Origin of the sequence: Streptomyces nidicola, from assembly GCF_050106155.1 — a bacterium.
GTDB lineage: Bacteria > Actinomycetota > Actinomycetes > Streptomycetales > Streptomycetaceae > Streptomyces.
Window position 1 is genome coordinate 2,057,720 of record NZ_JBNBPI010000001.1, and the last position, 24,878, is coordinate 2,082,597.

At 70.9% G+C, this 24,878-nt stretch carries 16 protein-coding genes; 10 read left to right on the plus strand and 6 right to left on the minus strand.

Annotated features, from left to right (window positions below; translation table 11 throughout):
* Positions 1 to 58: 58 nt before the first annotated feature.
* Positions 59 to 1,357: a purine-cytosine permease family protein gene (locus tag ACOKM3_RS09585; protein ID WP_426898881.1), complete on the plus strand. Its 1,299-nt coding sequence runs from the start codon at positions 59 to 61 to the stop codon at positions 1,355 to 1,357.
* Between the two features lie 24 nt (positions 1,358 to 1,381).
* Positions 1,382 to 2,821 (plus strand): amidase, encoded by a 1,440-nt coding sequence (locus tag ACOKM3_RS09590; RefSeq protein ID WP_426898883.1) that lies wholly within the window; start codon positions 1,382 to 1,384, stop codon positions 2,819 to 2,821.
* Between the two features lie 9 nt (positions 2,822 to 2,830).
* Here the strand turns inward: ACOKM3_RS09590 and ACOKM3_RS09595 are convergent, their stop codons facing one another.
* Positions 2,831 to 4,087 carry a lipase family protein gene (locus ACOKM3_RS09595; protein ID WP_426898885.1) on the minus strand — a complete coding sequence of 419 codons (1,257 nt, stop codon included), beginning with the start codon at positions 4,085 to 4,087 and terminating at the stop codon, positions 2,831 to 2,833.
* A gap of 321 nt (positions 4,088 to 4,408) precedes the next feature.
* On the opposite strand from ACOKM3_RS09595, the gene ACOKM3_RS09600 reads away from it, so the two are divergent.
* From ACOKM3_RS09600 to ACOKM3_RS09610, 3 genes are all read left to right on the plus strand, one after another.
* Complete coding sequence (locus tag ACOKM3_RS09600) at positions 4,409 to 7,294, plus strand: peroxidase family protein (RefSeq protein ID WP_426898887.1); 2,886 nt, start codon at positions 4,409 to 4,411, stop codon at positions 7,292 to 7,294.
* Positions 7,287 to 8,699, plus strand: coding sequence for a hypothetical protein (locus ACOKM3_RS09605; RefSeq protein ID WP_426898889.1), 1,413 nt, complete (start codon positions 7,287 to 7,289; stop codon positions 8,697 to 8,699). Before ACOKM3_RS09600 ends, ACOKM3_RS09605 begins: the two co-directional genes overlap by 8 nt.
* A 75-nt stretch (positions 8,700 to 8,774) precedes the next feature.
* A complete protein-coding gene (locus tag ACOKM3_RS09610) occupies positions 8,775 to 9,911 on the plus strand; it encodes a serine hydrolase domain-containing protein (protein WP_426898891.1) in 1,137 nt (378 codons plus the stop codon).
* Positions 9,912 to 9,915: 4 nt separating this feature from the next.
* Here ACOKM3_RS09610 and ACOKM3_RS09615 read toward each other — a convergent pair whose 3' ends face one another.
* The gene (locus tag ACOKM3_RS09615; protein ID WP_426898893.1) at positions 9,916 to 12,108 is read right to left on the minus strand and encodes an MGH1-like glycoside hydrolase domain-containing protein; all 2,193 of its coding nucleotides are present in this window, start codon (positions 12,106 to 12,108) and stop codon (positions 9,916 to 9,918) included.
* Between the two features lie 137 nt (positions 12,109 to 12,245).
* Between ACOKM3_RS09615 and ACOKM3_RS09620 the strand changes: the two genes are divergently transcribed.
* Positions 12,246 to 14,906 carry a glycoside hydrolase family 31 protein gene (locus ACOKM3_RS09620; RefSeq protein WP_426898895.1) on the plus strand — a complete coding sequence of 887 codons (2,661 nt, stop codon included), beginning with the start codon at positions 12,246 to 12,248 and terminating at the stop codon, positions 14,904 to 14,906.
* Positions 14,907 to 14,949: 43 nt separating this feature from the next.
* On the opposite strand, the gene qcrB is transcribed toward ACOKM3_RS09620, so the two are convergent.
* Both qcrB and ACOKM3_RS09630 read right to left on the minus strand, forming a co-directional pair.
* Complete coding sequence (gene qcrB / locus ACOKM3_RS09625) at positions 14,950 to 16,608, minus strand: cytochrome bc1 complex cytochrome b subunit (RefSeq protein ID WP_426898897.1); 1,659 nt, start codon at positions 16,606 to 16,608, stop codon at positions 14,950 to 14,952.
* 106 nt (positions 16,609 to 16,714) lie between these two features.
* Entirely contained in the window at positions 16,715 to 17,434 is a 720-nt protein-coding gene (locus ACOKM3_RS09630; protein WP_426898899.1) for a FadR/GntR family transcriptional regulator, read from the minus strand.
* Positions 17,435 to 17,583: 149 nt separating this feature from the next.
* Between ACOKM3_RS09630 and ACOKM3_RS09635 the strand changes: the two genes are divergently transcribed.
* A complete protein-coding gene (locus ACOKM3_RS09635) occupies positions 17,584 to 18,813 on the plus strand; it encodes a CynX/NimT family MFS transporter (protein WP_426898901.1) in 1,230 nt (409 codons plus the stop codon).
* Positions 18,814 to 18,822: 9 nt separating this feature from the next.
* On the opposite strand, the gene ACOKM3_RS09640 is transcribed toward ACOKM3_RS09635, so the two are convergent.
* The gene (locus tag ACOKM3_RS09640) at positions 18,823 to 19,398 is read right to left on the minus strand and encodes a CGNR zinc finger domain-containing protein (protein ID WP_426898903.1); all 576 of its coding nucleotides are present in this window, start codon (positions 19,396 to 19,398) and stop codon (positions 18,823 to 18,825) included.
* 84 nt (positions 19,399 to 19,482) lie between these two features.
* Between ACOKM3_RS09640 and ACOKM3_RS09645 the strand changes: the two genes are divergently transcribed.
* The gene (locus ACOKM3_RS09645) at positions 19,483 to 20,670 is read left to right on the plus strand and encodes an epoxide hydrolase family protein (RefSeq protein WP_426898905.1); all 1,188 of its coding nucleotides are present in this window, start codon (positions 19,483 to 19,485) and stop codon (positions 20,668 to 20,670) included.
* Between the two features lie 114 nt (positions 20,671 to 20,784).
* Positions 20,785 to 22,251, plus strand: coding sequence for an MFS transporter (locus ACOKM3_RS09650; protein ID WP_426898907.1), 1,467 nt, complete (start codon positions 20,785 to 20,787; stop codon positions 22,249 to 22,251).
* Positions 22,252 to 22,345: 94 nt separating this feature from the next.
* On the opposite strand, the gene ACOKM3_RS09655 is transcribed toward ACOKM3_RS09650, so the two are convergent.
* On the minus strand, positions 22,346 to 22,861 hold the full coding sequence (locus ACOKM3_RS09655; protein WP_426898909.1) for a hypothetical protein: 516 nt from the start codon (positions 22,859 to 22,861) through the stop codon (positions 22,346 to 22,348).
* A gap of 188 nt (positions 22,862 to 23,049) precedes the next feature.
* Between ACOKM3_RS09655 and ACOKM3_RS09660 the strand changes: the two genes are divergently transcribed.
* Positions 23,050 to 24,876, plus strand: a complete 1,827-nt coding sequence (locus tag ACOKM3_RS09660; RefSeq protein WP_426898911.1) for an AMP-dependent synthetase/ligase — start codon at positions 23,050 to 23,052, stop codon at positions 24,874 to 24,876.
* The last annotated feature ends 2 nt before the right edge of the window (positions 24,877 to 24,878 follow it).

The window sequence follows — 24,878 nt, forward strand, 5'->3', positions numbered from 1 at the left end:
TAAATTCACCGCCATTACGGTATACCAACGGCCCCGAGGGGCCTGTGTGGAGGGCTTGATGGCCGGCACGGAAGAGTACGAGCACACCCCCGTCCCACCCGCCGCGCGCAAGCGTCTGTCGTCGGTGGCCGCCGTCTGGTTCGGCTTCCCGATGAACCTCGGCAACGCCGTCTTCGGCGGCGTGATCGTCTACAACCTCGGCCTCGTCGAAGGACTGCTCGCGATCCTCGTCGGCAACCTCGTTCTGTTCGGCTACGTCGGCGCCCTCAGCCACTACGCGGGCCGCACCGGCAAGAACTTCGCGCTCCAGGCCGCCGACACCTTCGGGCGGCGGGGCAGGCTCGCCGCGGCCGGGTTCCTCGCCACCGTCGTGATCGGCTGGTTCAGCTTCCAGGTCGGCCTCACCGGCACGACCCTCCAGGACACGCTCGGCTGGACCCCGCTGTGGGGCGCGCTGCTCGGCTGCGCGATCTACACGCTGCTCACCGTCGCCGGGATCCGCGCCCTCGCGCTCGTCGGCGCCGTCGCGACGCCCCTGTTCGTCGTGCTCGGCGCGATCGCCGTCGGCTACGGCGCGGGCCGCACCTCCGCCTCCGACGCCCTCACCTACCAGGGCGTGGGCGGCACCCTCGGGTTCGGCGGCGCCGTCGCCATCGTCATCGCCGGGTTCGCCGACTCCGGCACCATGACGGCCGACTTCACCCGCTGGTCCAGGAGCGGGCGCAGCGCGGTCGCCGCGACGGCCTTCGCCTTCCCCTTCGCCAACTTCGTCGCCTACGCGCTCGGGGGCGTCGTCGTCGCGATCGGCGGCTCGGCCGATCCCGCGGCCGACGGCGGCGGCTTCCTGCCGCTGCTCACCGGGCACGGCCCGCTGCTCACGGCGCTCGCGGTGCTGTTCGTCTTCGTCAACCTGGGCTCCGTCGCCTCGCACTGCCTCTACAACGGCGCCGTCGGCTGGGCCGCGCTCACCCCCGCCAAGATGCGCCCGCTCGCGCTCGGCCTGGGTCTCCTGGGCCTGCTGTTCGCACTGAGCGGCGTGTGGGGCCACTTCGTGGACTGGCTGAACCTGCTGGGCGTGTTCGTGCCGCCGATCGGCGCGGTGCTCATCACCGACCAGTACCTGCGCCGCAAGGGCCGGGTGGCCGTCGTCCGGGACTACCGGTGGGGCGCGCTCGGCGCGTGGGCGGCCGGCGCCCTGGCCGCCGGGCTCGCGCACTACCTCCTGCCGGGATCCGTCGATCCGCTGTTCGGCATAGTGGTCGCGGCGGTCGTCCATGTGCTGGTCGAGCGTCGTACGGCGCCCCGGCCCACCCCTGCCGAGCCCGCCGTCGACGTGGCCGGCACCACCACCGTCTGAACCGGAACAACGGAAAGGCCCCACGTGTACCCCACCGACGCCGAGGCGATCTGCCGCCTGTCCGCCACCGAGACCGCGGCGCTGATCCGCTCGCGGGAGCTGTCCCCCGTCGAGGTCACGGACGCGGTGCTCGACCGGATCGACGCCGTGGACGGCGAGCTCGGCGCGTTCTGCACGCCCACGCCCGACCTGGCCCGGGCCGCTGCCCGGCGGATCGCGGACGACATCGCCGCGGGCCGTGAGACGGGGCCGCTGGCCGGTGTCCCGCTCGGCGTCAAGGACCTCATCTCCACCAAGGGCATCCGTACGACCTCGGGCTCGCACGCGTACGCGGACTTCGTGCCGGACGAGGACGACATCGTGGTGGAGCGGTCGGTGGCGGCGGGCGCGGTCGTCCTCGGCAAGACCAACGCGACCGAGTTCGGCTACAGCGCGACCGGGCACAACCCGCTGTTCCCGGTGACCCGCAACCCGTGGGACCTCGACCGCACCCCGGGCGGCTCCAGCGCGGGCTCGGCCGCGGCCGTCGCGGCGGGGCTCGGGCCCGTGGCGCTCGGCAGCGACGGCGGCGGCTCGGTGCGGGTGCCCGCCGCGCTGTGCGGGATCTTCGGGTTCAAGGCGTCGATGGGGCGGGTGCCGGTGTATCCGGGGTGCCGCGACGAGCGCTATCCCGGGGTCTCCGGCTGGGAGTCGGTCGAGCACATCGGCCCGCTGACCCGTACGGTCGCCGACGCCGCGCTCATGCTCTCCGTGCTCGCGGGCCCCGATCCGCGCGACCGGCACTCGATCCCCTGCGCGGACGTGGACTGGACGGCCCGCCGCCCCACCGGCCGCCTGCGCATCGCCTACAGCCCCGATCTCGGCCGGGTCGCAGTCGACCCCGAGGTGCGCCGGATCGTGGACGAGGCGGCGGCCGTCTTCGAGAAGGACCTGGGCGCCGAGGTCGAGCAGGTCGACCTCCAACTCCCGGACTACAGCGCGGCGTTCGGTGCGATCGTCGCCGCCGAGACCGACCTGACGGGCATGCGGGCGATGGCCGACAGGCTCGGCCCCGCCATGTCCCCGCACCTCGCGGCTCTCCTGCGCACCCCGTGGACGGCCGAGCAGTTCACCGACGCCAACCTGGTACGCAAGGCCGTCGTGAACCAGGTGGCCCGGCTCATGTCGACGTACGACCTGATCCTCACGCCGACCACCTCCGTCGCGGCGTTCCCCGTCGGGGTGCAGGGCCCGGAGCTGATCGACGGGCGGATGGTGCCGACGGACCACTGGACGTCGTTCACCCCGCTCGCCAACCTCACCGGCCAACCCGCCGCCTCACTCCCGGCGGGCCACACACGCGGCGGCCTCCCGGTCGGCGTGCAACTGATCGGCCGGCACCTCGCGGACGGCGCGCTCCTGGACGTGTGCGCGGCCTACGAGGAGGCGGCTCCGTGGCGGGAGGCGTGGCCGACGGCCGTGTGACCACCGGGCTCACCGCACATCCCCGTACTCGCTCAACACCCCTTCCGGAGCAAGTGCGTTGACGTAATGCGCAGGCCCGTGATCGTCGAAGGAGTACTTGAACGGGAGCGTCCGCGTCAGAGCCAGGCGGGCCGCGAAGAAGGCGAGGGGGGCCACGACCGCCAGGCCCGCGAGGCTGTCCATCTGGGAGTAGGGCAGGGCGGGTTCGACCCGTTCGACCCAGCCGTCCTCGCGGGCGCGGCCCGGGATCGCGGTCATGCGGCGCAGCCGTCGCAGCGGGTTCGCCCCGGTGAGGAGGTCGCCGGGGAGCGCGACCGCCTCGGCCGCCGCGTCGGCCGCCGCCGTGAACACCGCGTCCACGGCCCGGCGCGGCCTGCGGAAGTGGAACTCGCGGCCGAACGGGGCGTAGGGACCGACGGGGCGCGGCGGCAGCGCGGGCACCACGTCGCGGTCGTAGATGTAGCGCAGGAGGCGGTCGCGCAGCAGGTGGGTGCCGTTGCTGTCGACCGTGTCCGCGCAGGCGCGCGCCAGGTCGGGGCCGCCGATCATGGGCTGCCCGAACGTGTAGACGGCGCGCAGGCAGCGGGCGATGTGGGCGTAGCGCGGTTCGTGGACGAGGGTGACCGCCATCAGGGCCGCCATGGCCGCGCCGAGACTGTGTCCGGTGATGTAGAGCGCTTCGAGGCCGGGGCCGCGGGTGCCCTTCTCCTCGGGGTCGATGGACTCGCCGCGCACGGCACGCTCCAGGGCCTGGAGCACCAGATAGCGGGTGGCGCGCATGTTGCGGTAGAAGCCGGCGTGCACCGCGTACTCGGCGCCGTCCAGGTCGACGGCGAGGGTCTCCGGGCGGACGTCGGCGTCCGTGAGGATGCTGATGATGTCCTCGGGCTGGGTGCCCCGGTAGCAGAGGATCGCGATCCGGCGGTCCTCGTCCTGGATCAGGTAGGCCGCGGAGGCGATGTAGAGCGCGTCGACGCGCTGTTCGAAGACGCGGCACCGGTTGCGTTCCAGACCGAGCCGTGTCGCCATCATCGCGACGGTCTCCGCGTCGCCGCTCTGCGCGTGACCTGCGTACGCGTACGCGGCGAGGGTCGCCATCGTGTGCGGGAGCACGCCCGCCGGATCCGGATGTTCCTTGTCCTCTTTCAGCAGCCGGGGCAGTTCGGGGTGGACGGGGAAGGTGGTCCTGCCCGGCTCGACGAACGTGGCCTCCTTGAGGGGGCGCAGGTCGGCGAAGGCGGGTCCGTGCACGGTCGTCTGGCGCATGGCACCTCCCGGAGCGGGGCTGTGCAGCACACCATCGGCGCCCGGCAGCGTCAAGGCGTCGTCGATCGGCCACCCGCGGGCCCCTCGGGTGAGGCGGGAGAGGGGCGGGCGACGCGCGGTGCGGGCCCGTTCGACGGGGGCCGGGCCCTGACAGGCGCAAACCCCCTTCCGCGCCGTCGAGTTCGCGCGCGCGTACATGGCGGGAACGGTCGCTGTGGCAGGTACGACGGCGCCGATACGGTCGCTGCCCTCCCCTCTGTGCCCCGCTGTGCCCCCGCTCCAGGAACCTTCTCCACGTACCTTCGACAGGGACGGCAACCGATGGCCGAGAACGAACGTCAGGCTTCTTACAAGCCTGCGCAGTACGAGCGGTACGAGGGCGGCAGTCCCGAGGCCGAGCGCCTCGTGTTCGAACGCCTCGCGCGAGAGATCATGAAGGTGCAGGTCGCGAACCGGCGGGCCAGTGGCGCCCCCGGCTTCGAGCGTGCCTTCCACGCGAAGGCCGCGCTCGGCGTGGAGAACGCCCGCCTGCGGTTCAACGACGACCTGCCGGCCGCGCTGCGCGGCGGCTTCGCCCAGCCCGGCGCCGAGTATCCGGCGACCGTACGGCTCTCCAACGCGAGCGGCATGCGCGGCCCCGACGGGGCGCCCGATCTGCACGGGATCGCCGTGCGCGTGAAGGTGTCGGCCGAGCAGAGCCACGATCTGCTCGCGACCGGTTTCCCGGTGTCGCACGCCCGCGACGCCCGCGAGTTCGTGGCCTTCGCCAAGGCGATGGCCGGGGCCCGTAATCCGCTGCAGAAGGCGTTCGGTCTGTTCGTCAAGCTGCCGATCGCCGTCGGCCTCGGCACCGCGAACCGGATGCGCCGCAACGTCCAGGCCGCCACCCGACAGACCGTCAACAGCCTTGCCCGGGAGACCTATTGGAGCCGCGGCGCGATGCTGTGGAGCGAGGCGGGACCGGTCCGCTTCCTGCTGCGGCCCGCCGTCGGCGGCGGCCCGGAGCCGCGCCCCGACCGCCGCGACCCGAACTTCCTGCACCGGGAGCTCGCGCGCCGGCTCGCCCGCGGCGACGTCGCCTTCGACCTGTGCGTGCAGCGCTACGTCGACGAGCGGCGCACCCCCGTCGAGGACGGCTCCGTGGAGTGGAAGGAGGCGATCACCCCGCCGATCCCCGTGGCCCGGCTGACCATACCGAGCCAGGACATCACGACGGCCGAGGCCCACTCGGCGGCCCGGCGGATCGAGGAGCTCTCCTTCAACCCCTGGTACACCACGGACGGATTCCGCCCGCTGGGCAATCTCAACCGGGCCCGCAAGGCCGCGTACCGGGCGAGCAGCGCGCAGCGGCACGGCGCCCGCTTCACCCCGCACGAGCCGCTCAGGAACCGGGCCCTCGGCGCTCCCATCGGCTTCGCCTTCCGCGTCCTGAACCGGTATGTGCCGTGGCACCGGCTGCCGGTGGACCTGAGCCTGCTCAACCTGGTGTTCCTGCGGAAGGTGCTGCGCAAGCTGAACCTGATCGACACCGATGTGCAGGAGGCCCCGCCGAAGGCCGAGCCCGTACCGGCCCCCGTCGACGAGCGGCTGCGCACGGAGCGGTCCTACGACGGCACGTACAACGATCTCTCCGAGCCGAAGATGGGCGCGGTGGGCGCCGCGTTCGGCCGCAACCTCAAGCCGGTGTACCGGCCCGACCTCTTCGACACCCCGAACCCGGTGACGGTCAGCCGCAGCCTGCTGGCGCGCGACAGCTTCGTCCCGGCGACCTCGCTGAACATCCTGGCGGCGGCCTGGATCCAGTTCCAGGTGCACGACTGGGTCAACCACCGCCGCTACAAGGAGGGCGGCAAGGCGGTCGAGGTGCCGCTGCCGCCGGGCGGCGGAACGTGGGTCAACACGCCTGGCGGGCCCGAGGAAAGCATGATGCGGTTCGCCGAGAACGAGGGCATCGAGCTGCCCGGCGACAAGCCGCCGATCCTCTTCGGGAACACCGCCTCGCACTGGTGGGACGGCTCCGAGGTGTACGGCGGCGACGAGCGGACCGCGAAGCAACTGCGCGAACCCGAGGGCGGGGCGCGCCTGTTGCTGGACGGCGGACACATCCCCATCGACAGGACCGGGATCCCGATCACCGGGTTCAAGGACAACTGGTGGATGGGGCTCAGCGCGATGCACACCCTGTTCGCGCGTGAGCACAACGCGGTGTGCGACGCACTGCGCTCCGAGTACCCGTCGATGAGCGAGGACCGGATCTACCACACGGCGCGACTCGTGGTCTCCGCGCTCATCGCGAAGATCCATACGGTGGAGTGGACGCCGGCGATCCTCGCGACGAAGGCCATCGACATCGGTCTGCGCACCAACTGGGAGGGCCCGCCGAAGAGTTGGCTGAACCAGCTGGGCCTGTGGCTGCTCGAATCGCACTCCCTGACCGGCATCCCGAAGACGATGCCGGACCACCACGGCGCCCCGTACTCGCTGACCGAGGACTTCGTCACGGTCTACCGCATGCACCCGCTGATCCCCGACGACTACGAGCTGCGCGAGCACCGCTTCGGGCAGCGCCTCGAGACGCTCGGGTTCAACGACATCCAGGGCGCGGCCGCCGAGAGCCAGATCCGAAAGACGGGCCTGGCGGACACCCTCTACTCGTTCGGCATCGCCCACCCGGGCGCGATCACGCTGCACAACTACCCGAAGTCGCTGACGCAGTTCCAGCGCGAGGGCGAGATCATCGACCTGTCGGTGGTCGACCTGGTGCGCACCCGCAGGCGCGGCGTGCCCCGCTACAACGACTTCCGCGCGGGCCTGCACAAGGAGCGCATCCGCCGCTTCGAGGACCTGACGCGGGAGCCGGAGACCCTGGCGCGCCTGAAGGAGGTGTACCGGAACGTCGACGAGATCGACACGGTCGTCGGGCTGTTCGCGGAGAACCCGCCCACCGGCTTCGGCTTCTCCGACACCGCGTTCCGCATCTTCATCCTGATGGCGACGCGTCGGTTGCAGAGCGACCGCTTCCTCACCGTCGACTACCGCCCGGAGATCTATACGCCGCTCGGCATGGACTGGGTGGAGAAGGGCGGCATGAAGTCCGTGATCCTGCGGCACTGCCCGGACCTCGCGAGCCTGCTGCCGCGCGACGCGAGCGCGTTCGCGCCGTGGCGGCCGGTGGCGCCGGCGGAGAACGGTGGCGAGCATGGCTGACACCTCCTCCGGCACCCCCTCTGGCGCGTCCTCGGGCCACCAGGGTCTCGACGACCTGCTCGCGCGCCCGCTCCTGAAGACGATCTGGCGCCGCCGCACCCACCGCGTCTCCCGCGGCGCGTCGGTGCCGGCCGGATCGATGAGCTACAGCTCGAAGCACGAGCCGCAGCCGCTGAGCGAGCTGGAGGAGGCGCTGCTGATCGCCGTCACCGGCTCGACGGGCCTGACGATGCCGGACCGTCCCTTCGAGGACCCGCGCGACGGCAAGCCCATCATGTCCAAGCCGAACCTGACGATGACGGGCCGCACGGCCGGCAGCCCCGACAACGCGCAGGGCACGTACTTCTTCCTGATCAACGACAGCGGTACGTACTTCCTGCGCAAGCTGCCGGCGGCGCCGCACGAGCCGTTCACCGCCGAGGCGTTGGTGGAGCGGGCCGCGCGGTCGAAGGTGAAGGTCCTCGACCACCGCCTGGACGTCGCCGAGGGCCTGCGCGACTTCCCGGCCTATCTGGACTCCAACCGCTTCCTGTCCAACCTGCCGGGGACGACCGTCCTGTTCCCGGTCGTCGACCTCTCGCACCAGTACATCAACGCCCTGATGTACCTGCTCACGCAGCCGGACGGGGCGCGCCCGACACTCGTCGACGACCGCAATCTGTACCGGGCGGCGGGCGTCAAGAAATGGGTCGACAACGGGTTCCTCAACAAGGACCTGAAGCTGCCGCTCGGCGCGCTCGGCCCGATGCGCACGCAGATCGAGGCGGATCTGCTCCTGCAGACGGTGATGCTGACGGCGGAGGCGATGGGCCTCGGCGCCTGGATCCACGCCTCCATCAACCCGGCGATCGCCATGGGAGACCCCAAGTTCACGAAGACGTACGGGAGGATGCTCGGCTTCACCTTCGTCACGCCGCGCTGGCGCCTCGCCGACCTGTGGCGCTGGCACGTCCCGCTGCCCAAGTACGCCAACCTGCGCTCGCACCCCGTGGGCCTGGCCGACCCGGCGACCGGCGAACCGCTGATCGCCGCCGCCTGCCCGCCCACGCACGCCTCCATGTCGGACGCGGTCGACGCGATCGTCGACGCCAAGTTCGGCACCGGCGGCACGTACGGCGACAAGGACGTCTTCGCCCGCATCTACAAGGAGGACTACGGCCAGCGCTATCTCGCCGAGGCCAGCGAGTACGACGAGCGCGTCATCGAGTGCGCCCGCGACATCTGCACGTACATCCTGGCCACGCACCGCCGCTTCCCCGCGCACACGGACGCCATCCATGTGCCGGGGGTCTGGCTGCAGGCGCACCACGTGGAGGGCGAGTACTACGAGCGCTTCTTCACGAACGGGCTCACCGACGCGCACCGCGCGCACGACACGCTCTGGGACGGGGAGCCGATGAGTTGAGCCGGTCCGGGCGGTCCTCCTTAGTACGCTCACGCGCACACGCCACCGCACCAGCACGCTTGGGAGGATCGCCCGATGACCGACAGCACTGGCCTGACCGAAGTCCTGGCGCCACACGTGTCGAAGGGTCCCGTACCGGGGGCCGTGGGGCTCGTGGCCCGCGGCGACCGGGTCGAGGTGGCGGCCCTCGGGCACACCGACACCGAGGGCGGGACGCCGATGGCCCGCGACTCGATCTTCCGGATCGCGTCGATCACCAAGCCGATCGTGGCGGCGGCCCTCATGACGCTCGTCGAGGAGGGCCGCATCGCCCTCGACTCACCGATCTCGCACTGGCTTCCCGAACTGGCCGCGCCGAACGTGGTGCGCGATCCGGCGGGCCCGATCGAGGACGTGATCCCGGCCGCCCGCCCGATCACCGTGGAGGACCTGCTCACCTTCCGGGCCGGCTGGGGCTTTCCTTCGGACTTCTCGCTGCCCGCCGTGCAGCCGCTGTTCGCACTGATGGACCCGCACCACCCGCAGCAGGTCCCCGAGCCGGACACCTGGCTGGCCTCGCTCGCCGGGGTGCCGCTGCTGCACCAGCCCGGCGAGGTCTGGCTCTACAACGCCTGCTCGGACATCCAGGGCGTACTGATCTCCCGCATGACGGGCAGCTCGCTCCCCGACTTCCTCGCCGAGCGGATCTTCGAGCCGCTCGGCATGGCCGACACCGGCTTCGAGGTCCCGGCCGCCAAGCGTGACCGCTTCACCAGTTGCTACGTGCCCACGGCCGAGGGCGGCGCCGAGCTCGTCGACGCCCCGGACGGCCAGTGGAGCAGTCCGCCCGCGTTCCCCTCCGGCGCGGGCGGGCTCGCCTCCACGGCGGACGACTGGCTGGCGTTCGCCCGGATGCTGCTCGCGGGCGGCGGGCCCGTGCTCTCCGCGGACTCGGTACGGCTGATGACGACGGACCACCTGACCGCCGAACAGCGCGCCGCGAGCGGACTGTTCACGGAGGGCGAGGGCTGGGGCTTCGGCGGCTCCGTCGACGTCACCCGCACCCACCCGTACAACGTGCCGGGCCGCTACGGCTGGGTCGGCGGCACCGGCACCGCCGCCCACCTCACCCCGTCGACCGGGACGGTGTCGATCCTGATGACCCAGCTCAGCATGGCCGGCCCGACACCTCCGCAGATCATGCGCGACTTCTGGACGTACGCGGCGTCCTGAGCCGCTACGGCTTGTCCCCGGACAGGATCGGCAGCAGCAGCGATGCCGACCAGCTGAAGTTCGGGGAGTTGAGCGGGGCGCCCGTCAGCGGGTCGTAGTTCTCCTGGATCGGGCGGTCGCCGGTGAGCCCCTTGCTGTGGGCGAGGAGTTTGCCGGTGAGGTCGTCGGCGTCCTTGGTGTAGCCGTAGCGACGCAGTCCGCTCAGTGCGATGTAGGCGTGGTCGAACCAGACGGGGCCGCGCCAGTAGGCCGTCGAGTCGAAGTACGGGGACGCCTTCGACACGGTCGGGAACGGCACGTGGGTGGCGAACTCGCCCGGGTCCGTGAGGCGTTGGCGTACGTACGCGGCCTGTTCCTTCGTGGCCGCGCCGGTCCACAGCGGGACGGCGCCCTCGATGCCCCTGCCGCGGTCGGTGAGCGGTGCGCCGTCCTTCAGGGCGATGTCGTGGAACCAGCCGTCGGCCGGGTCGTAGAACTTCGCACGGACGGCGGCGTTCGTGGCCCCGGACTTCTTCCGCCACTTCGCGGCCTCGCCGGGGCGGCCGATCGCGGCGGCGATGCGCGCCAAGTAGGCCTGATCCTGGGCGAGATAGGCGTTGAGGTCGACGGACTCCTGGTCCAGCGAGTAGCCGAGCAGCGTGCCGTCGGCGGCGTGGTTGGCGACGACGGAGGTGCCGAGCTTCGCGTCGAAGCGCGGTGCGTTGTCCAGGCCGCTCTCCCAGGCGGCGGCGAGGCGGCGCTCCTCGGTCGAGTCGTTGGCGGGGTCGACGGTGGCGCCGTACTCGGCGAGGCCGTCGTGGTCGTGGTCCCGGTTGCGGTACCACCAGGCCTGGTAGGCGGCGAGCTTCGGGTACAGCTCACGCAGGAAGGCCCGGTCACCGTTCTTCTCGAACACCTTCCACACGGACCAACTCGCCATCGGGGGCTTGGAGTTGCGCTCGTTCCAGTTGCCGCCGCCGCGCGCGGGGTCGTTGTAGAAGACGGCGTCGGGGACCATCCCGGCGTCCTGCGGCCGGGTCTTCGACCGTTCGGTGATCTGCCAGTCGAACATGGACCGGATCTGCGACTCGGCGAGCTGCGGGTCGAAGCGGGCGGTGCCCACGGCCTGCTTCCAGCTGTCCCAGGCCCACAGACCGCCGGTGAACCACTTGTACGAGATGGAGGGCGTCACGCCGTCGTGCTTGATCTGCCCTGCCGCGGAACGCCAGTTGGTGACGAGGGTCTCCAGGGACTTCACGGCGGTACGGCGCCGCTCGGCGGGCACCCCGCGCGTGACCCCGGCGACGTAGCCACGCCAGCGGGCATCACCGGCGGAGGCGTACGCCTGCGGGGCGGCCAGCACGGCGCGCGCCCGCCGGGCCTCGCGGGTGCGCTCGGCATCGGTGAACGTGTACGACTCGGTCCAGTCGAAGCGGTGCGCCGCGCCGGGGGCGAGGGTGACCGGCGAGGCGGCCTCAGTCCGGTACCTGTCACCGTCGACGGTCGTGCGCACGGGCTCCTTGTGCGTGACCTCGAAGCGCTCGGTGCCGTCGGTGAGGTAGTCCCACTTCTCCCGCACCTTGGCGAAGTCGACGCCGACGCCGTGCCCGGTGGGCTTCAGGGCGGGCGCGTCGCGCATGGGCGCCTTCTCCGGCCGCAGCAGGCCGCCGCTCCAGTCGGCACCGAGCGTGCGGGCGGCGGACCCGGTGTTTCGCACCTCCGCACGCACCAGGGCCGTCCGGTTGGTGGCGAACCGCAGCTCGAGGGTGAGGGTGAGCCCGCGCCCGAGGTCGTACGACTGGAGCAGGCGCCCCGGCCGCGAGGTGAAGCGGGGCGTGCCGCCGGCGGCGAGGTCGAGGGTGCGGCCGCCTTCGGTGAGCCGCATCCGGCTGAAGCTCTTGCTCAGCCACCACGGGTACTCCTGCGCGATGTAGAGCGGCCCGCTGAACCCGCCGTACGCGGCACGCTCCCCGACCTCCGGCAGAGCGTAGGAGTGCCAGGCCCCGCGGTCCGAGAAGGTGCTGATGGCGTTGTTGTCCTCGGCGTCCCCCGGCAGCGCGGCCTTCGGGGTGCCGTGCAGGTCGAGGACGTCGGCGTACTCGGGCGCGGGTCGCTGCGCGGCGGACGCGGGCGGGGCGGCGAGGCCGGCTCCGCCGACGAGCAGGAGGGCGGCGAGGGCGGCACGGGCGGGGCGGCGGGCGGGCTGATGGGCGGTCACGAGGCGGCACTTCCTGTTGACATGAACCTGTGTGAGCGGGATCTTCAACCCTGACTCTGTGCGCAATCATGCACGCGCGCAAGGAGTTTCACGCACAAGTAAACAGAAGCTGGTCGTTCTGAGCGGAGACGCACCTCATGCGAAGACTGCACCGAGAACAGCCGTATCCCAGAGCCCGTCGAAGAGCCCGCGCCCTGGCCGCATGGACCACCGCGGCACTCGCGGCGGCGCTCCTCGCCGCCCCCGCGCACGAAGCGGGCGCGGCCACGCCGGGCAGTGGTGTGCTCGACGCCGAGCACAAGAACGTCACCTGGCAGAGCCCCACCTACGCGTCCGGCACGGTCGACGACCCCAAGAAGTGCCCGTCGGCGGCCGAGGACCCGGACGGGAAGACCTGCGACCGCTTCGACCTCAAGGTGGCGGTCCCCGACGGGTATTGGGACGACAACCCCGAGGGCGGCGTGCCGGTCTCCGTCGGGTGGGCGAAGCAGCCCAAGGACGACTTCGACATGTACGTCTACGACGACGCCGGCAAGCAGGTGGCGTCGAGCGCGGGCACCGCCGACCCCGAGGCGACGGTCATCCCGAAGGCGGACGGCACGTACCACGTGGTGGTCGTCCCGTACGACGTGCACGACAACTCCTTCGTCGGCAAGGCCTACTTGCCCGAGACGACGGACGCCGGGAACCTCACCTCCTTCAAGGGGGACGACGGCAGCTACACGATCGCCGCCGGGGACCTGAAGGCGAAGGCCGACTTCCTGAAGGGCGGTCAACTGCGGTTGCAGGCCGACCCGTCGGGCGACTTCAGCGACCCGGCCGGCAACCAGATCGTGCGCGAGCAGCCCGCCCGCGACCCGCACACGACGTCCTTCGACGCGGGCGCCTACTACGGCATCCGGTCCGCCGACGCCGTTCTGCGCGTCTACAAGAAGCCGCTCCGCTTCGGGCTCTACAAGGCGGACAACAGGACGCGGATCTGGCAGGAGGACAAGCCGCTGCGCTGGTCCACCGGCGGGATGCGGCAGAGTCTTGAGCGGGCGAAGGACGAGCAGTTCTTCGGCGGCGGTGAGCAGAACGGCAGCTTCGCCCACCGCGACAAGACGGTCCACGTCGCCAACAACACCGACTGGAACGAGGGCGGCTACCCCAACTCCCAGCCGTTCTACCTCTCTTCGGCCGGTTACGGCGCCTACCGGAACACCTTCGCTCCCGGCGTCTACGACTTCGGCCCCTCGGTCCACACCGGTCAGCAGGAACGCCGCCTGGACGCCTACTACTTCCTCGGTGACGCCAAAAAGGTCATCGGCACGTACACGTCGCTGGTCGGCAAGCCGTTCATGCCGCCGGTCTACGGCCTCGAACCCGGCGACGCCGACTGTTATCTGCACAACGCCAACCAGGGCGAGCGCCACACCCTCGACTCCCTGAAGGTCGCCGACGGCTATGTGAACCACCAGATGCCGCTGGGGTGGATGCTGGTCAACGACGGGTACGGCTGCGGGTACGAGAACCTCGCCGAGACCGCCAAGGGCCTCCAGGACCACAATGCCCAGCTCGGGCTGTGGACGCAGGACGGCATCGACAAGCTCGCCGACCAGGTGAAGGCGGGCCAGCGCGTCGCCAAGCTGGACGTCGCCTGGGTCGGCAACGGCTACGGGATGGCCCTCGACGCCTGCGACAAGGCGAAGGCCGGGATCGAGGACAACAGCGACGCCCGCGGGTTCGTCTGGATGCCGGTGTCGTGGGCGGGCGCCCAGCGGTGCGGCGTCCTGTGGTCGGGTGACCAGAAGCTGTCGTGGGACTTCGTGCGCTGGCAGATCCCGACGTACGCGGGCGCGACGATGTCCGGCATCGCCTACAACACCGGTGACATCGGCTCGATCTACTCCCACGACGCCAAGATGTACGCGCGTGATCTGCAGGCCAAGACGTTCCTGCCGGCCGTCATGACGATGGACGGCTGGGCCCGCGACATGACCACCGGCGAGAAGATCAACCAGCAGCCGTGGGTGGACGGCGAGCCGTACACCTCCATCAACCGCAAGTATCTGCAACTGCGCGAGCGCCTGATGCCGTACCTCTACACGCTCGCCAAGCAGGCCTCGGACACCGGCGTCGGCGGCGTACGGCCGCTGTGGCTGGAGTACCCGGGCGACGCCAACACCCTTGGCGCGCAGGCCAAGTACGAGTACCTCGCGGGCGACGACTTCCTCGTCGCTCCGGTCTACGAGGACTCGGACACCCGCGACGGCATCTATCTGCCGAAGGGCACGTGGACGGACTACTGGACGGGCAAGCAGTACAAGGGCCCGACCACCGTCGACGGCTACCACGCCCCGATCGACACGCTCCCGCTCTTCGTGAAGTCCGGGGCAATCGTGCCGATGTGGCCGAAGGGGACGACGTCGTGGAAGAGCCGCGACAAGGGCCAACTCGGCTATGACGTCTACGCGTCGGAGCCGGGCCACAGCGCGTACACGCTGTACGAGGACGACGGAGTGACCCGCAAGTTCAAGGAAGGAGCGTCGGCCACGCAGCACGTGAGCGTCGACACCGCCAAGCGGGGCGGCTCGGTCATCAACGTCGGCGCGAGCAAGGGCAGTTACGCGGGCAAGGTGAGCGAGCGCGCGTACACCTTCACGGTGCACGGCGGCGGGGCGCCCGAGCGGGTGACCGTGAACGGCCGCCCGCTGACCGGGAGTTCATGGTCGTACGACGAGAAGACACAGGTGACGACGGTCCGCACGGCGGCGCTGCCGACGGACAAGGCGTTCACCGTCCGCCTGAGCACCTGACGGCAAGGGGGTCGGCCCGCGCGCGGGCCGACCCCCTACCCGCTCAGTCCACCCGCTCCGACTCGTGCCACCCCGAGTGCAGCGCCTGGTACTCCTCGGGCGTCGCCTTCGGCACGTACGTGCCGGGGCCGAACATCGCCTTGGCGAGCCGGGCCCGCATCCGCTGCCGGATGGTGAACTTCCGCTCCACCCCGTTCGCGTCGAACCGTGGCCCCAACTCGTAGGCCCTGGGCTGCTCGTGCTGGTTGAGGGTGTACAGCTCGGCACGCGTGAGCGGCTCGTGGACCTCGATGAACTCGCCGTGCGGCAACCGCCTGATCTGCCCGGACTCGCGGCCGTGCAGCGCCTTGTCACGGTCGCGGTGTTGCAGGCCCAGACAGATCCGTTTGGTGACGATGAACGCGAGGACGGGCGCCACGAAGCAGCTGATGCGCACGAACCAGGTGATCGCGTTGATCGACAGATGCAGTTTCGTCGCGACGATGTCGTTGCCGCCGCCGATCAGCAGCACCGCGTACAGCGCCAGCCAGGCCACGCCGATGCCGGTCCTGACCGGCTTGTCGCGCGGACGGTCCGCCACGTGGTGCTCGCGCTTGTCGCCCGTGATCCAGGATTCCAGGAACGGATACACCGCCATGAAGGACAGGATCAGCGGGAACAGCGTGAACGGGAGGAAGACGCCCAATTGGAGCGTGTGGCCCCAGGCGTTGATCTCCCACGCGGGCATCACGCGGATGAGCCCCTCGGAGAAGCCGAGGTACCAGTCGGGCTGCGCGCCCGTCGTGACGAGATCCGTTCTGTACGGCCCGAAGGCCCACACCGGGTTGATGGTCGCCACCGCGCCGAGGACGGCGAGCACCCCGAAGACGAGGAAGAAGAAGCCGCCGGCCTTCGCCACGTAGATGGGGAAGAAGGGTGCTCCGATGACCTTCTTCTCGCTGCGTCCCGGGCCCGCGAACTGGGTGTGCTTGTGGTAGAAGACCAGGATCAGATGGAGCGCCACGAGGCCCAGCATGATGCCCGGCAGCAGCAGGATGTGGATCGGATAGAGCCGGGAGATGAAGTCGTCGCCGGGGAACTCGCCGCCGAACAGGAACATCGCCAGGTACGTGCCCACGATCGGCACCGAGAGCACGGCGCCCTGCGCGAACTTCAGGCCGGTGCCGGACAGCAGGTCGTCGGGGAGCGAGTAGCCGGTCAGGCCGGTGATGATGCCGAGGAACAACAGGGTCCAGCCGAACACCCAGTTGAGCTCGCGCGGCTTGCGGAACGCGCCGGTGAAGAAGACGCGCATCATGTGCACCGTCATGCCGGCGACGAAGACGAGCGCCGCCCAGTGGTGGATCTGACGGATCAGCAGCCCGCCGCGCACCTCGAAGCTGATGCGCAGCGTGGACTCGTACGCCTGGGTCATCCGGATGCCCTTGAGCGGGACGTACGCGCCGTCGTAGACGACTTCCTGGGTGCTGGGGTCGAAGAAGAAGGTGAGATAGGTGCCGGTGAGGATGAGGACGATGAAGCTGTAGAGGCAGATCTCGCCGAGCATGAAGGACCAGTGGTCCGGGAAGACCTTGCGCATCTGGGACTTGGCGAGTTGATAGATCCCGAGCCGGCCGTCCGCCCAGTCGGCGAGGCGCTCACCGGAACCCGGGGGGTCCGGGCGGCGCGCGTCGCCTCGTGTGCGTTCGCTGTCATCGCTCATACGACTCCCCCTACAAGGCCGTTGAGGCTCTCGTCAGGGTAGAGCGCGCGGAGGCGGCACGGACAGGGGGCGACGAGCGGTCAATTCCCGCTCGTTCCAGGGTCGTTCAGCGACCACCGGCCACTTCCGGCCGCCCGTCGGCCGCCATCCGCTCCATCGCCGCCTCCACGGTCAGCGTGTGCGCCCAGGCCGCCTTGGCCGCCGCCTCCGGGTCGCTGCGCGCGATCGCGTCGGCGAGGTCGTCGTGGGCGCTCGCGCCGGGCAGCTCCGGCGTCCAGCTCGGGCGCAGCGAGGCGATGCTGTCGCGCACCGACTCGACGATGCTCTCGTACAGCTCGGTCATCAGCGGATTGCCGCTCGCGGCGACGACGGCCCGGTGGAACTCCACGTCCTTCTCGACGTACGCGGCCGGGTCCCCGCTCTCCTCGGCGCGGTGCCGGGCGAGCAGGGCGGACAGGATGCGGGCGAGGTCGGCCTCGCCGCGGTGGGCCGCGGCGGCGGGCGCCGCCTCCCGTTCGATGGCGAGGCGGACCTGGAGGATGTGCTTCAACTCGGCGCGGCGCAGGCGGCGTTGGAGGGCGGCGTTGAGGTCGCTCGCGGCGCGCACATACGTGCCGTCGCCGCGCCGCGCCTCAAGCAGGCCGGTGTGGCACAGCGCGCGGACGGCCTCCCGCACGGTGTTGCGGCCCACGCCGAACTCCTCCACGAGCTGCCCCTCCGGCGGGATCCGGTCGCCGACGGCCCACTCGCCGCGCTCGATGCGCTGCTCGATCCGGCCGATGGTGCGCTGGACCAGGGTGGCGCCGGGCTTGGCTGGTGCGGGCACGGGGTGACCTTTCTCGCTGCTCGGGGTACGCGGGCAAAAATATCCCATGTATCGGCGATCTGACCAGACCTATTTACCCGCATTCGCGCAGCTATCTGCACCTTTCATCAACCCTCTAGCGCGAAACATGGGATGTTACGTTGGCTCGCATGCCGCACAACGCCCCCACATCCGCCCCCACCGCCGCCGCGAGGCCGGCCGCCACCGCGACGGCGGCAGGCCCCCTCCTCGCCGCCGGCATCCTCCTCATCGCCATGAACCTGCGCCCCGGCGTCGTGTCCGTCTCGCCCGAGCTCGACACGATCCGGCACTCCACCGGGCTGAGCGGCTCGCTCGCGGGGCTGCTCACCACGCTGCCGATCCTCTGTTTCGGCCTCCTCGCCCCGTTCGCGGCGAAGCTCTCGCGGCGCATCGGCATGACGCGGGCGCTCGGCGCGATGATGGCGCTGCTCACGGCGGGCATCGCGCTGCGCCTCGCGCCCGGCCTGCCCGCGCTGTTCGCGGGGACCGTCCTCATCGGCGCGGCGATATCCCTCTCGAACGTCCTCGTGCCGAGCGTCATCAAGCGCAACTTCGAGCGCCGCACCGGCCTGATGATGGGCCTGTACTCGGTGGCCCTGTTCTGCGGCGCCGCGCTCGCCGCCGGGGTGACCGTGCCGCTCGGGGACGCGCTCGGGCTCGGCTGGCGCGGCGCGATCGGCGTCTGGGCCGTGCTCTCCGCGCTCGCGTTCGCCCTGTGGCTGCCCCAGCTGCGCCGCTCGGACGCGCCGCCCGCGACGAGCACGCAGGAGGCCAACACCCGTACCCCGCTGCGCCGTTCACCGCTCGCCTGGAAGATCACGCTCCTCATGGGCCTCCAGTCGTTGCAGTACTACGCGTGCGCCGCATGGATCCCGGCGATGCTCACCAGCCAAGGCATGGACGGTACGCAGGCGGGGTGGATGCTGTCCGTGATGAGCCTCGCGGGCATCGCGGGTTCGCTCGCCTTCACGGCGCTCGTCGGCAGGTCGTCGAACCAGGTCGCCCTCGCCCTCACCGGCACGCTGCTCGTCCTCGGCTCCGTGCTCGGCCTGCTGGTGGCACCGGTCGGCGGGGCGTACGCGTGGATGCTGATGCAGGGCTTCGGCTGCGGCCTGCTGATCAGCACGGCGCTCGCCGTGATCGTGCTGCGCTCCCCCGACGCGGCGCGTGCCGCGGAGATGTCCGGCATGGCCCAGAGCGTGGGCTATCTGCTCGCCGCCGCGGGCCCGTTCCTGCTCGGCGCGCTGCACGACGCGACGGGCGGCTGGACGGTGCCGCTGGTGATGCTCGCGGTGCTGTGCGTGCCGATGGGGCTCGCGGGCGTCGGCGCGGGGCGGGCCCGCCAACTGGAGGCGTGAACCCTCCGCTCAGCCCCCCGGGCCGAGGTTCTTGCGCTGGTTCGCCTGGAAGCGCGCCTTCTTCTGCCGGTTCCCGCACGTGTTCATGTCGCACCATCTGCGGGTGCGGCTCTGGCTGGTGTCGAAGAAGGCGGCCCGGCAGGTGGGCGACGCGCACAGGGCCAGCTTCCCGTCCCGTTCGCCCGAGATGACGCCGATCGCGTCGGCGGCGATCACGCTGAGGGCGTCCTCCACGCGGGATTCGGGTCCGAGCTGCCAGCGCCGCTCGCCGTCGGGCGTCAGGACGGCCGCCGCCCGGCCCTGAGCGCTGCGGTCGTTGATGACCTGGACAGCGGATGCCGGCAGCGGCTCCTGGACAGCGGCCGCCGTCGCGGCGGCGTGGATCGCCTCCCGCAGCTCCCGGGCGAGGTCGAGCTCGGCGAGGGAGCAGGAGTCGACGGCGAGGCCGTACACCGCCAGCCAGTCGATGAGCCGCTGCGGCACCGGAATCCGCTCCACGGCGCTGCCGTGCCGCTCCGAGAGGGTCCCCGTGAAGCTCGTCGCGAGCACGTTGCCGAGGCGGAAGTCAGGAAATCCAGCACGCATGGAACCACCTTAGGCGGTTGCCGCGCGGTCCGGACTCCTGCTAGAACCGTCTTAGCCGGTTCCGCGATGGCCAGGAGGCCCCTCATGCCCCGCCCCACCAGCGACGTACAAGCTTTTGAAGCCCACGCGACCGACGCCGACCTCGAGGATCTGCGCGCGCGGCTGGCCGCGGCGCGGCTGCCGGAGGCCGAGACGGTTCGCGACGCCGGGCCCGGCCCGCGCCGGTGGGAACAGGGCGTCCCGCTCGCCGATCTCGTCGAGGTCGTGAACCACTGGCGCACCGGGTACGACTGGCGGGCGTTCGAGGCACGCCTCAACGCGATCGGCCAGTTCCGCACGGCCATCGACGGTCTGGGCATCCACTTCCTGCACCGCCGCTCCTCGCGCGCGGACGCGACTCCCCTGCTCCTGACGCACGGCTGGCCGGACAGCGTCGCCCGCTTCACCGACCTCGTGGACGAGCTGGCGGATCCGAAGGACGCGGACGCGCCCGCGTTCCACGTCGTGGTGCCCTCGCTCCCCGGCTTCGGGTACAGCGACAGGCCGGCCACCACCGGGTGGGGAACCGAGAAGATCGCGGCCGCCTGGGTGGAGCTGATGGGAAGGCTCGGATACGACAGGTTCCTGGCCCACGGTGGAGACTGGGGCGGCAACATCACCACGGTGCTCGCCGCCAGGTTCCCGGCGCACGTACTCGGCATCCACACCACGTTCGCGGAAGGACTGCCCGGGGCGGCCATGGAGGGGCTGACGCCGGTCGAGCGCCAATGGGCCGAGGAGACCCGGGACTTCTGGCTGGGCACCACGACGCGCCACCGTGCGGCGTACGCGAAGCAGCAGGCGACCCGGCCGCAGACCATCGGCTACGCCCTCGTCGATTCACCGGTCGGGCTGCTCGCCTGGATCCTCGACAAATTCGCCGAATGGACGGACACCGAGGACAGCCCGTTCGAGACGATCCCCATGGACCGAATTCTTGACGACGTCACCCTGTACTGGCTGACGCGGACCGGAGCGTCGGCGGCCCGCATCTACTACGAAAGCCACAACGCGCTGGACCCCGAACTCCGGGTCGACGTCCCGGCGGCCATCACCGCGTATCCCCGCGACGTCGAGAAGTGCCCGCGCCCCTGGGCGCAGGAGCGGTACCGGCAGATCGTGCGGTGGAACGAGCCCGAAAAGGGCGGACATTTCGCGGCCCTCGAGGTTCCCGAGTATTTCGTCGAGGACCTGCGAGCGGGGCTCGCGGCGGTGCTGGCCGCCCAGCGGTGAACACCGAGCCGCTCACCGATGAACTCAACTGGGTGCCGTCGACCCGTTGACCTGCCGTCATGCCTCTGGGATCTTAGCAAGCGCTTTCCCGCCGCCCAGTGTCCAGGGGGACCCATGCCGGAAACCGGCGCTCCATCACGTACCGCCACCGAGGCCAGAGGCCGCGCGCTCTTCTCGGGGCACTACACCCACCTGTGGGGCTTCCTGCTCGCGGGCTGGCTCATCAGCTACGCCGACCGCACCGTCACCGGGCCCGTCGTCGCCTGGATGATCGAGAACAAGGCGGGGTTCATCGGTGACGCCTCGAACCCGGCGACGCTCGGCGGGCTCATCGGCTCGATGTTCTTCACCGGCTACATGCTCACGCAGTACGCGGGCGGCCGGCTCGGCGACCGCTACGGCCACCGCGAGATGCTCGTCGTGTCCCTGCTGTGGGCGGGCCTGCTGACCCTGGTCTCCGGGCTGACCGGCGGGCTCATCGGCTTCGTCGTGGCGCGCGTGCTCACCGGGCTCGGCGAGGGCGTCTTCTACTCCAACGACCGTGTCCTGGTCATCAATCACACGCCCGCGGCCCGCCGCACCATCGGCCTCGGCGTCGTCCTGTCCGGCCTGTCCATCGGCCTGACCGTCGGCATCGTCGCCACCCCGCACCTGATCGACTGGGGCGGCACCCTGGGCATGGGCGGCCGGGCGTGGAGCATGCCGCTGTACGTGTTCGGTGTGGTGTCACTGCTGGTGGCCGCGGCGACGTGGACGTTCTTCCGGGGGCGCGGCGACAGGCCGCTGCGGCTCGGCCCGCCCGCGCTGCGGCTGATCGGCTACTCGATCCCGGCGGCGGTCGCGATCACCGGACTCTTCCTGCTGGCCGACGAGTTCAGCTGGCCCGACTGGCTCACCGCGGTCGGCTCCGGCGTGCTGTTCCTGATCATGGTGACGCTCGTGATCCGCGGCATCGTCCGCACCGGACGCAGCTCCGAACTCCTCAACCGGAACGTCTGGTTGATCTACATCGGGTTCATCGCCGTGATGTGGAATCTGTGGTTCTTCTCGTTCTGGTCGGTGCAGATCGTCGCGGAGGCGGCGCACAGCAGCCTGGGCGCGGCGGCCCTCACCGCGGCGTTCAACGCGGGCGCGGGCATCATCGGCTTCCCGGTCGGCGGCTGGATCGCGGACCGGCGGGTGCGCGCGGGCAAGGGACGCAAGCCGCTCGCCGTGACGTGCGCGGCGGTGCACACGGTGCTCGCGGTGGCGTTCGGCATCAGCGTCGCGAACGGCGACCCGTCGCTGCTGCTGCTCGGCCTGATCCTGTTCTGCTCGGGGTTGTTCTTCAACGCGCTCCAGCCGATCGTGCACAGCATCCTCGGCGACCTCGCCCCGGAGAAGGACCGCGGTTCGCTGTTCGGCCTGTTCAACCTGGTCGCGGAGATCGGCGCGGTGGCCAGCCCCGTCGTCAGCGGTGTGCTGCGTGATGCGACGGGCAGTTGGGCCGCGGGCGTGTTCACCGCGGCCGGAGTGATGGCCGTGGCGGTCGTCCTCTACGCGCTGGTGAAGGAGCGCATCCCGGAGGTCGCCGCCACGTGAGCCGGCCCGGGCTGCTGCGCCCGGTCTGCTGTGCCCGGGCGCAGCACCCCTTGCGGAGCGGCCCGGATCAGCACCTCTTGCGAAGCGGCCCGGCTCAGCAGCCCTTGCGGAGCGGCTGGATGGTGACCTTCGCGCGGTCGGCCTCCCCCTGCACCCGGCCGTAGACCGTGGAGTTGACCCGGAACCACTGGTCGTCCGCCGTGCGCTTGCCGCCCACGTCGTCGAGGCGGACGCACCAGTGCTCGGCCCGCAGGACCCGCGTGTACTTCTCGGTGCCCCTGCGCACCTTGTGGCAGTCGCGGACCTTCTTCGTCGTGTAGGAGGTCTTGGTGCGGCCGTGGCTGCGCTTGGTGTGCCGGACCCTGCGGGTGTCCGTGTCGCACTTCTTCACCAGGTGCGGCCGGGTGGCGCGGGTCGTGCGGCGGGTCACGTGCCGCACCCCGTCACGCACTCCGGTCACCTTCTCGATGTCGTCCTGGCGCACGGTGTGACTTCCGGTGTCCTTGCCGCCGCCGTGCCCCGAGGTGCCCTGCCGCGGACCACCCCCGCAGGCCGCGAGCGCGACCACCAGCACCATCGTCAGTCCGGCCAGGGTCGGGCGCCGCTTCACGGAGATCGCTCCTCTAGGTGTACATGCCATTGGGAGCCAGCAGCCTATCCGAAGCGCCGCAGGTGACTGCCGATTCGTTATCCAACACCGGGGCGAAAAGGTCCCCTTGGATGTAGCTTGCCGTTCCGACGCATTCAGGTTGAATCGTCAACACGGTCTGCCTACCAGAGGGAGCGATGAGCAGTCACATGCGGCAACTCGCAGTGCCCCGCCTGGCGCCACCGTTGGTGTCGGGGGGTCTTGCCGACTCGGTCTTCGGTTCCGCACTGGAGTCCCCGGACCGCACGCAGTTCACGCTGCTCGAAGGCGGCCGGCCGACGCGGGAGATCACCGCTTCGCGCTTCCGGGACGAAGTGACGGCCGTGGCCCGCGGCTTCCTCGCCAGTGGGGTCGGCATGGGCGACCGGGTGATCGTGATGTCGCGCACCCGCTACGAGTGGACGCTCATCGCGTACGCGCTGTGGACCGTGGGCGCCGAGGTGGTGCCGGTGTATCCGACGTCGTCGGCGGAGCAGGTGCGGTGGATCCTGTACGACACGGACGCCGTGGGTGTCGTCGTCGAGAACGAGCACAACGCGATGACCGTGGCCGCCGCCTACGGCGCGCGCACCGATCTGACCCGCCTGTGGGAGCTGGATTCGGGCGGTCTCGACCGGCTCGTCGAGACGGGCGCCGCGGTGCGCGACGAGGACGTGCACCAGCTGCGGGCCTCGGTGGACCCGCGGGACACCGCCGTCATCTGCTACACGTCGGGCACGACGGGCCGCCCCAAGGGCTGCGTCATCACGCACGGCAACCTGGCGTCCGAGTCGGACAACCTCCTGGCCGGCTGGGGCGCCGTGCTCACGCCGCCCGACGTACAGCAGTCCCTGCTCGCCTTCCTGCCGCTCGCCCACTGCTACGGCCTGATGGTGGTGATCAGTTCGGTGCGCGGCGGGATCAACCTCGCCCACCAGCCCGACGTCTCCCCCAGCGCGCTGCTGCCCGCGCTGGCCGCGTTCCGGCCGACGCTGATGTACGCGGTCCCGTACATCTTCGAGCGGGTCTTCGCCAAGGCCCGGATCAACGCCCAGGAGGGCGGCCACACCTCCCTGTTCGAGCGGGCGGTGCGCACCGCGATCCGGTACGCGGGGTCGGTGCAGCGGCACGCGGCGGGCGAGGGGCCGGGCCCCGGACCGCGCATGCGGCTCATGCACAAGGTGTACGACCGACTCGTGTACGCGAAGGTGCGGGCGGTGCTCGGCGGCCGGGTGCGCAACGCGGTGTCGGGCGGCTCGCCGCTCTCCCGTGACCTCGGCCTGTTCTTCCAGGGCTGCGGCATCACCGTCTACAACGGCTACGGGCTGACGGAGACGGCGGCCGCGGTCACCGTGCAGCCGCTGGGAGCGGTGCGGCACGGCACGGTCGGCAAGCCGCTGCCCGGCAACGCCGTCCACATCGCGGACGACGGCGAGATCTGGGTGGCGGGCGACGTCGTGTTCGCGGGCTACCTCAACAACCGCAAGGCCAACGAGGCCGCGCTGCGCGACGGTTGGTTCGCCACCGGCGACCTCGGCCACCTCGATGCCGACGGCTATCTGGTGATCACAGGCCGCAAGAAGGACATCATCATCACCAGCGGCGGCAAGAGCGTCTCCCCGCAGACCCTCGAGGAGGAGCTGCGCGCCCATCCGCTGATCTCCGGCTGTCTGGCGATCGGCGACAACCGCCCCTACGTGACGGCCCTGATCACGCTCGACCCGGAGGCCCTGGCGAGCTGGCAGGTGCTCAAGGGCCGCAGCCTCACCGCCCCCGAGGAGGCGGTTCTCGACGAGGAACTGCACGGCCACATCCAGCGCGCTGTGTCACGTGCCAACTCCCGCGTCTCGCGCGCCGAGTCGATCCGCGCCTTCCGCATCCTGCCGCACGAGTTCAGCACGCATCAGGGCCTGCTCACTCCGTCCCTGAAGGTCCGCAGGGCGGCGGTCCTGGAGGCGTACGCCAAGGACATCGAGGAGTTGTACGCGGCGCGGTGAGC